This is a genomic window from Streptomyces durocortorensis, assembly GCF_016901035.1.
In the GTDB taxonomy this organism is placed as follows: domain Bacteria; phylum Actinomycetota; class Actinomycetes; order Streptomycetales; family Streptomycetaceae; genus Streptomyces; species Streptomyces durocortorensis.
In genome coordinates this window covers 2,337-11,198 of record NZ_JAFEUF010000223.1, presented here as the reverse complement: position 1 = coordinate 11,198, position 8,862 = coordinate 2,337, and the positions used below count along the sequence as shown (strand labels likewise).

8 protein-coding genes are annotated in these 8,862 nt (G+C 71.9%); 7 read left to right on the top strand and 1 reads right to left on the bottom strand.

The window, feature by feature from the left end; translation table 11 throughout:
- Positions 1 to 90 precede the first annotated feature (90 nt).
- The 3 genes from JS521_RS28865 (at position 91) to mmpA (ending at position 1,499) form a co-directional block, all read left to right on the top strand.
- A complete protein-coding gene (locus JS521_RS28865) occupies positions 91 to 711 on the top strand; it encodes an endonuclease V (protein WP_205085895.1) in 621 nt (206 codons plus the stop codon).
- 48 nt (positions 712 to 759) lie between these two features.
- Positions 760 to 1,197 (top strand): glutaredoxin domain-containing protein, encoded by a 438-nt coding sequence (locus JS521_RS28860; protein ID WP_205085893.1) that lies wholly within the window; start codon positions 760 to 762, stop codon positions 1,195 to 1,197.
- Positions 1,198 to 1,355: 158 nt separating this feature from the next.
- Positions 1,356 to 1,499 carry a morphogenic membrane protein MmpA gene (mmpA, locus tag JS521_RS28855; protein ID WP_205085892.1) on the top strand — a complete coding sequence of 48 codons (144 nt, stop codon included), beginning with the start codon at positions 1,356 to 1,358 and terminating at the stop codon, positions 1,497 to 1,499.
- Positions 1,500 to 1,526: 27 nt separating this feature from the next.
- On the opposite strand, the gene JS521_RS28850 is transcribed toward mmpA, so the two are convergent.
- Complete coding sequence (locus JS521_RS28850; RefSeq protein WP_205085891.1) at positions 1,527 to 2,717, bottom strand: saccharopine dehydrogenase family protein; 1,191 nt, start codon at positions 2,715 to 2,717, stop codon at positions 1,527 to 1,529.
- Between the two features lie 209 nt (positions 2,718 to 2,926).
- Here JS521_RS28850 and JS521_RS28845 point away from each other — a divergent pair, with 209 nt between their 5' ends.
- From JS521_RS28845 to JS521_RS28830, 4 genes are all read left to right on the top strand, one after another.
- The gene (locus tag JS521_RS28845; RefSeq protein ID WP_205085890.1) at positions 2,927 to 4,069 is read left to right on the top strand and encodes a CaiB/BaiF CoA transferase family protein; all 1,143 of its coding nucleotides are present in this window, start codon (positions 2,927 to 2,929) and stop codon (positions 4,067 to 4,069) included.
- 8 nt (positions 4,070 to 4,077) lie between these two features.
- Positions 4,078 to 5,220: an acyl-CoA dehydrogenase family protein gene (locus JS521_RS28840; protein ID WP_205085889.1), complete on the top strand. Its 1,143-nt coding sequence runs from the start codon at positions 4,078 to 4,080 to the stop codon at positions 5,218 to 5,220.
- A gap of 70 nt (positions 5,221 to 5,290) precedes the next feature.
- Entirely contained in the window at positions 5,291 to 6,505 is a 1,215-nt protein-coding gene (locus JS521_RS28835; protein WP_205085888.1) for an acetyl-CoA C-acetyltransferase, read from the top strand.
- 44 nt (positions 6,506 to 6,549) lie between these two features.
- A complete protein-coding gene (locus JS521_RS28830; RefSeq protein WP_205085887.1) occupies positions 6,550 to 8,727 on the top strand; it encodes a 3-hydroxyacyl-CoA dehydrogenase NAD-binding domain-containing protein in 2,178 nt (725 codons plus the stop codon).
- The last annotated feature ends 135 nt before the right edge of the window (positions 8,728 to 8,862 follow it).

Here is an 8,862-nt window from a genome sequence, read left to right as displayed (position 1 = left end):
CGGCGGGCGGACTCCCCGCGGGGGCCCGGGGCATAGGCGTCCTCCCCCCGGGGCCCCCCCCCCGGGCGGGGCCGGGAGTTCCACGACCGGCTGCGCGGCCGGGTCATCCTGGACGAGGCGGGCCCCGAGCCCGGAACGGGGCTGGTCACCGGGGTGGACGTGGCCTACGACGACGAGAAGGACGTCGTCGTCGCGGCGGCCGTCGTGCTGGACGCCGCGACGCTGGAGACGGTCGACGAGGCCACCGCCGTCGGCAGGATCACCTTCCCGTACGTCCCCGGGCTTCTGGCCTTCCGGGAGATCCCGACGGTGCTGGAGGCCCTGGAGGAGCTGAGCGTGGACCCCGGCCTTGTGGTCTGCGACGGCTACGGCCTGGCGCACCCGCGCCGCTTCGGACTCGCCAGCCACCTCGGCGTGCTCACCGGGCTGCCGGTGATCGGCGTCGGCAAGAACCCGTTCACGTTCACCTACGAGGCCCCCGGCCCGCTGCGCGGTGACTCCTCCCCGCTGCTGGACGGTGAGGAGGAGGTCGGGCGGGCGCTGCGCACCCGGGAGAACACCAGCCCGGTGTTCGTCTCGGTCGGCCACCGCATCAGCATCGAGAACGCCTGCGCCCACACGCTCCGCCTGGCCGGCCGCTACCGCCAGCCGGAGAGCACCCGCCGGGCGGACGCCCTGTGCCGGCGGACCCTGCGGGAAGCGACCGCCTGACGAAGCCGCCCGAAGAAGCGGTACGGGGTGGCGATAGCGTGCGTCGTCATGAGACGCGTGTGGCGGCTTCCGGTCCTGTTCCTGCTCAGCGGCGCGGTCGTCGCGACGGGGTTCGCCCTCGGCGGCGACCCCGTCAGGGCCCTCGTGTTCCTGGTGATGTTCGCGCTGCTCGCCGTCGCGCACTCACCCCTGATCTTCCCGAGGCCGGTGCCCGCCGCCGAGGCCCTGCGCCGCGGCGCGGCGGACGGCCGCCCGGTCGTCTACTGGCGGCCGGGCTGCACCTACTGCCTGCGGCTCCGCCTCCGGCTGGGCCGTGACGCCTCCCGGCTGCACTGGGTGAACATCTGGAGCGATCCGGCGGGAGCGGCGGTGGTGCGGGCCGCCACCGGCGGGGACGAGACCGTGCCGACCGTCGTCGTCGCGGACCGGCCGCACGTCAACCCGACCCCCGCGTGGGTACGCGCACAGCTGCCGCCCCGCGCGTGATCCCCCCCCTGGGCGGGGGCATCGCGGGTGTGATCGTCCCGCGTGTGACCGGTCCGCGCCGGGGCGTCCCGGGCGTGATTGTCCCGGGCGTGGAACAGCCCTGCAACTGAGTACCTCCGCGGATGGCATAGATCCACAGGACTGGGCAGGCTGAACGCATGAGCGCCTCTCGTACAGCCGTCCGCCCCGTGCCCTTCGACCCCGCCCTGCGCCGCGTGGCCCTCGGCATGCTCCTCGGCAGTGCCGTGGGGCTCGTCTGGCTCGGCGCGATGCTCTACACGCTGGCCGGCTGGATCTTCTAGACCCACCCGGCCCGTCCAGGGCATCGGCTACCGCACAGCCGCCACCCGGAACCGCAGCCCCGCCGCCGTCAGCCGCTCCAGCAGCGCGTCGCCCATGGCCACCGCCGTGGTGACCTGCCCGGAGGTCTCCGGCAGCTCGTCCAGGGCCAGGCACACCGCCGACTCGGCGAGGATCTTCGCCGTCTCGCCGTACCCCGGGTCGCCGCCGGACACCTCCGTGAAGACGCGCCGCCCGCCGCCCTCACCGACGAAGCGGACGGTGAACCAGCTCCGCCCGCGGCGCTCCTCGTCCGGCCCCTGCCCCGGCTCGTAACGGCTCATCAGCCACTCCCGTACGCCTTCCACCTGCGCGGCCGCGACCAGCCCGCCGATCGCCACGGGGGCGCCGAGCGCCATGGCCAGCGTCTTGACCGAGGCGAAGTGCCGGTAGCGGAAGTCGGGGCCGTACCGCTCCAGGGCCCGCGCCGAGCGGCCCACGATCGTCGGGTCGACCGTCGGCAGCGGCAGCGCCCAGGTGCCGGTCTCCCCGCTGAAGTGCGGGGAGCCCACCGGGGTGCTGACCCGTCGGCCGACCACACGCGGCTCGTGCAGCCGGCGCTCCCGGGCGGCGGCCAGCATCTGCGGGCCCCGGCCCATCGCGGTCAGCGCCGAGGCGAACGTCCCGCCGGAGAACACCGCGTTGGTGCGCACGAAGCCGTCGACGGCCAGGGGGACGTCCTCGGGCAGCTGCTTGACGGTGAAGTACGCCCCCAGGTCGTGCGGGACGGAGTCGAAGCCGCAGGCGTGCACGATGCGCGCCCCCGTCTCCCGGGCCCGGGCGTCGTGTTCCAGATACATCCGGTCGATGAACTCCGCCTCGCCCGTGAGGTCCGCGTAGTCCGTCCCGGCCTCCGCGCAGGCGGCGACGAGCTTCTCGCCGTAACGGAGGTACGGCCCCACGGTCGTGGCCACCACCCGGGTGGATGCGGCCAGTTCGGCCAGCGCCTCGGCGTCGTCCGCGTCGGTCTCCAGGAGTTGGAGATCCGCGCAGGCCGGGGCGATCGCGGTCAGCCGCTCGCGCAGCTTCTCCAGCTTGGTCCGGCTGCGCCCGGCCAGGGCCCAGCGGAGACCGGCGGGGGCGTGAGCCGCCAGGTATTCGGCCGTGAGCGCCCCCACGAAGCCGGTGGCACCGAAGAGGACCACGTCCAAGGGGCGTGTCGCGTCGTTCTGCCTGTTCACGAGTACCTCCGGCTGGGGGACGGGTGCCGACGTGGCAGGCAGAGGGTAGCGGAGAGCGACGTGGCGGCGTGCGGCCGGGCGGGCCGGATGCGAGAGGATCGGAGGAAAGAGCTAAGCGCTTGCTCGGCCCGAGGGGTTGTGCGGAGCCGGGGACGTTCTTAGCATCACAGGTGTTACATCGGTTGTGTCACACCCCTGGGGGCTCACAGATGGCGAAAGGCCCAACACCCGGGCACGGTCCGCTGACCGGTGTCAGGGTCGTCGAGCTGGCGGGCATCGGCCCCGGACCGTTCGCGGCGATGCTGCTGGCGGACCTCGGAGCCGACGTCGTCCGCGTCGACCGGCCCGGCGGTGCGGGGCTCGGCATCGATCCGGCGTCCGACCTCACCAACCGCAACAAGCGCTCCGTCGTCCTGGACCTCAAGAGCGACGAGGGGCCTGCCCGCGTCCTGGACCTGGTCGAACGCGCCGACATCCTCATCGAGGGCTACCGCCCCGGCGTCGCCGAACGCCTCGGCGTGGGGCCCGACGCCTGCCTCGCCCGCAACCCGAAGCTCGTCTACGGGCGGATGACCGGCTGGGGCCAGGACGGGCCGCTCGCCGACCGCGCGGGCCACGACATCGCCTACATCGCGCTCACCGGCACCCTGTCCATGATCGGCAGCCCGGACGAGCCGCCCACCGTCCCCGCCAACCTGGTCGGCGACTACGCGGGCGGCTCGCTCTACCTCGTCGTCGGCGTCCTCGCCGCCCTCCAGCACGCCCGTACGCCGGGCGGCTCGGGTCAGGTGGTGGACGCGGCGATCGTCGACGGCGCCGCCCATCTCGCCACGATGATCCACGGGATGCTGGCGGCCGGGAGCTGGCAGGACCGGCGCGGCGCGAACCTCCTGGACGGCGGCTGCCCGTTCTACGGCACCTACGCCACCTCGGACGGCGGCCACATGGCGGTCGGTCCGCTGGAGCAGCAGTTCTACGCGGAGTTCGTCCGGCTCCTCGGCCTCGCGGAGGCCTTCCCCGACCGGTGGGACCTCGCCCGCTGGGACGAACTGCGCGCCGCCGTCACCGAACGCTTCCTGACCCGTACGCGCACCGAGTGGACCGAGGTCTTCGCCGGCACCGACGCCTGCGTCGCCCCCGTGCTCTCGCTCACCGAAGCGCCGCACCACCCGCACCTCGCCGCCCGCTCCACCTTCGTCGAGCACGGCGGCCTCACCCAGCCCGCCCCCGCCCCGCGCTTCTCGGCCACCCCCGTCTCCGTACGCACCGGGCCCGCGCTGCCCGGTGCGGACACCGAGGCCGTCGCCGCCGACTGGGACGTCCCCGCGCTCCGGCCCACCCCTCACGACTAGGAGACCCCGTGCAACGGCAGATCTTCACCGAGGAACACGACGCGTTCCGCGAGACCGTCCGGGCCTTCCTGGCCAAGGAGGTCCTCCCGTACTACGAGCAGTGGGAGCAGGACGGCATCGTCTCGCGCGAGGCCTGGCTCGCCGCCGGGCGCGCGGGACTGCTGGGCCTGGCCGTCCCGGAGGAGTACGGGGGCGGCGGCAGCGACGATTTCCGCTACAGCGCGGTCCTCGCCGAGGAGTTCACCCGCGCCGGGGCCGCCGGGCTCGCGATCGGCCTGCACAACGACATCATCGGCCCCTACCTCACGGGCCTCGCCACCGACGAGCAGAAGCGGCGCTGGCTCCCCGGCTTCTGCTCCGGCGAGACCATCACCGCCATCGCCATGACCGAGCCGGGCGCGGGCTCCGACCTCCAGGGCATCCGCACCACCGCCGAGGACAAGGGCGACCACTGGCTGCTCAACGGCTCCAAGACGTTCATCTCCAACGGCATCCTCGCCGACCTGGTGGTCGTCGTCGCGAAGACCACCCCCGAGGGCGGGGCCAAGGGCCTCTCCCTCATCGTCGTCGAACGCGGCGCCGAGGGCTTCGGGCGCGGCCGCAACCTCGACAAGATCGGCCAGAAGTCGCAGGACACCGCCGAGTTGTTCTTCAACGACGTCCGCGTCCCCAAGGAGAACCTGCTCGGCGAACTCGACGGCGCGTTCATCCACCTGATGACCAACCTGGCCCAGGAGCGCATGGGCATAGCGGTCGCCGGGATCGCCGCCGCCGAACACCTGCTGGAGATCACCACCCAGTACGTCAAGGAGCGCGAGGCGTTCGGGCGGCCGCTGGCCAAGCTCCAGCACATCCGGTTCGAGATCGCGGAGATGGCCACCGAGTGCGCCGTCACCCGGACCTTCCTGGACCGGTGCATCGTCGACCACTCGGACGGGGCGCTGGACGCCGTCCACGCCTCGATGGCCAAGTGGTGGGCCACCGAACTGCAGAAGCGCGTTGCCGACCGCTGCCTCCAACTCCACGGCGGCTACGGCTACATGAGCGAATACAAGGTCGCCAAGGCGTTCACCGACGGCCGTATCCAGACCATCTACGGCGGCACGACCGAGATCATGAAGGAGATCATCGGCCGCTCGCTGCTCGCCTGACGACCTCTGCTCCCACCGTCCTGGCGCCCCCGGCTCCCTCCCTCTCCACCACCCTCGAAAGGCAGTTGTCTTGAGTACCGAAGCATTCGTCTACGACGCGATCCGCACCCCGCGCGGCCGCGGCAAGGCCAACGGCGCCCTGCACGGCACCAAGCCGATCGACCTGCTCGTCGGCCTCATCCACGAGATCCGGGGCCGCTTCCCGGACCTGGACCCGGCCGCCATCGACGACATCGTCCTCGGCGTGGTCAGCCCGCTCGGCGACCAGGGCTCCGACATCGCCCGTATCGCCGCCATCGCGGCCGGTCTGCCCGACTCCGTCGCCGGGGTCCAGGAGAACCGCTTCTGTGCCTCGGGCCTGGAAGCGGTCAACCTGGCCGCCGCCAAGGTCCGTTCGGGCTGGGAGGACCTGGTGCTCGCCGGAGGCGTCGAGTCGATGTCCCGCGTCCCGATGGGCTCCGACGGCGGCGCCTGGGCCATGGACCCGATGACCAGCTTCGAGACCGGCTTCGCCCCGCAGGGCATCGGCGCCGACCTCATCGCCACCGTCGAGGGCTTCAGCCGCCGCGACGTCGACGAGTACGCCGCCCTCTCCCAGGAGCGTGCGGCAGCGGCCTGGAAGGACGGCCGCTTCAACCGCTCCGTCGTCCCGGTCAAGGACCGCAACGGCCTCCTCGTCCTCGACCACGACGAGCACATGCGCCCCGGCACCACCGCCGACTCCCTCGCCGGCCTCAAGCCGTCCTTCGCGGGCATCGGCGAGATGGGCGGCTTCGACGCGGTGGCGCTCCAGAAGTACCACTGGGTCGAGAAGATCGACCACGTCCACCACGCGGGCAACTCCTCCGGCATCGTCGACGGCGCGGCCCTCGTCGCCATCGGCTCGAAGGAGGTCGGCGAGCGTTACGGCCTCACCCCGCGCGCCCGGATCGTCTCCGCCGCCGTCTCCGGCTCCGAGCCCACCATCATGCTCACCGGCCCCGCCCCCGCCACCCGCAAGGCGCTCGCCAAGGCCGGACTCACCATCGACGACATCGACCTGGTCGAGATCAACGAGGCCTTCGCCGGGGTCGTCCTGCGCTTCGTCAAGGACATGGGCCTGAGCCTGGACAAGGTCAACGTCAACGGCGGCGCCATCGCGCTCGGCCACCCGCTCGGTGCGACCGGCGCGATGATCCTCGGCACCGTCATCGACGAACTGGAGCGCCGCGACCAGCGGTTCGGCCTGGTCACCCTCTGCGTCGGCGGCGGCATGGGCGTCGCGACCATCGTCGAACGCATCTGACCTGTTCCTGGCCGGCCACCCCTGCTTACGGAGAGAACACCGACATGACGACCGAGAGCACCACCATCCGCTGGGAACAGGACGAGACCGGCGTCGTCACCCTCGTCCTCGACGACCCCAACCAGTCCGCGAACACGATGAACCAGGCCTTCAAGGACTCCATCGCGGCCATCGCGGACCGCGCCGAGGCCGAGAAGGACTCCATTCGCGGCATCATCTACACCTCCGCCAAGAAGACCTTCTTCGCGGGCGGCGACCTCAAGGACATGATCAAGGTCGGCCCGGAGAACGCCCAGGCCGCCTTCGACACCGGCACCGCCATCAAGAGCTCGCTGCGCCGCATCGAGACCCTCGGCAAGCCCGTCGTCGCCGCCATCAACGGCGCGGCCCTCGGCGGCGGTTACGAGATCGCGCTCGCCTCCCACCACCGCGTCGCCCTCGACGCCCCCGGCTCCCGCATCGGCCTGCCCGAGGTCACCCTCGGGCTGCTCCCGGCGGGCGGCGGCGTCACCCGGACCGTACGCCTCATGGGCATCGCGGACGCCCTGCTCAAGGTGCTCCTCCAGGGCACCCAGTACACGCCGCAGCGGGCGCTGGAGAACGGCCTCGTCCACGAAGTCGCCGCCACCCGCGAGGAGATGATCGAGAAGGCCCGCGCCTTCATCGACGCCAACCCGGAGTCCCAGCAGCCCTGGGACGTCAAGGGCTACAAGATCCCCGGCGGCACACCGTCCAACCCGAAGTTCGCCGCCAACCTCCCCGCCTTCCCCGCCAACTTGAAGAAGCAGCTCGCGGGCGCGCCCATGCCCGCCCCGCGCAACATCCTCGCGGCGGCCGTCGAGGGCTCCCAGGTCGATTTCGAGACCGCCCTGACCATCGAGGCCCGGTACTTCACCGAGCTGGTCACCGGCCAGGTCTCCAAGAACATGATCCAGGCGTTCTTCTTCGACCTCCAGGCCGTCAACTCCGGTGCCAACCGCCCGAAGGACATCCCCGAGCGCCCCGTCCGCAAGGTCGCCGTCCTCGGCGCGGGCATGATGGGCGCGGGCATCGCCTACTCCTGCGCCAAGGCCGGGATCGACGTCGTCCTCAAGGACGTCTCCACCGAGGCGGCCGCCAAGGGCAAGGCGTACAGCGAGAGGCTGCTCGCCAAGGCGCTCTCCCGGGGCCGTACGACGGAGGCCAAGCGCGACGAACTGCTGGCCCGCATCACCCCGACCGGCGACGCGGCCGACCTCGCGGGCTGCGACGCGGTGATCGAGGCCGTCTTCGAGGACACCGCCCTCAAGCACAAGGTGTTCCAGGAGATCCAGGACGTCATCGAGCCCGACGCCCTGCTCTGCTCCAACACCTCCACCCTCCCCATCACGGTCCTCGCCGAGGGAGTGTCCCGCCCCGTCGACTTCATCGGCCTGCACTTCTTCTCACCGGTCGACAAGATGCCGCTGGTCGAGATCATCAAGGGCGAGCGCACCGGCGACGAGGCGCTGGCCCGCGCCTTCGACCTCGTACGGCGCATCAAGAAGACGCCGATCGTCGTCAACGACTCGCGCGGCTTCTTCACCTCTCGCGTCATCGGCCAGTTCATCAACGAGGGTGTGGCGATGGTCGGCGAGGGCGTCGAGCCCGCCTCCATCGAGCAGGCAGCCGCCCAGTCCGGCTACCCGGCCAAGGTCCTCTCCCTGATGGACGAGTTGACGCTGACCCTCCCCCGTAAGATCCGCAACGAGACCAAGCGCGCGGTCGAGGAGGCCGGCGGCACCTGGCCCGGCCACCCCTCCGACGCGGTCATCGACCGCATGGTCGACGAGTTCGGCCGGACGGGGCGCAGCGGGGGAGCGGGCTTCTACGACTACGACGAGGACGGCAAGCGCGCCGGTCTCTGGCCGGGTCTGCGCGAGCACTTCACCACCAAGGCCGACGGGGACGTGCCCTTCGAGGACATGAAGGAGCGGATGCTCTTCTCCGAGGCCCTGGACAGCGTCCGCTGCCTGGAGGAGAACGTCCTCATCTCCGTCGCGGACGCCAACATCGGCTCCATCATGGGCATCGGCTTCCCGCCGTGGACCGGTGGCGTCCTCCAGTACATCAACGGGTACGAGGGCGGCCTGCCCGGATTCGTCGCCCGTGCCCGGGAGTTGGCCGACCGCTACGGCGACCGCTTCCTCCCGCCCGCACTCCTGGTGGAGAAGGCGGAGAAGGGCGAGACCTTCCACGACTGACCCCTCGACAGGGCCTGCTGCGGGGGGGGGGGGGCGCCCCCCCCCGGGGGGGGCGGCGCCCCCCCCCCCCCCCCAAAACCCCCCCCCCCCGAACCCCCCCCCCCCCCCCCCCCACGAGATAAAAAGGGCGCAGAG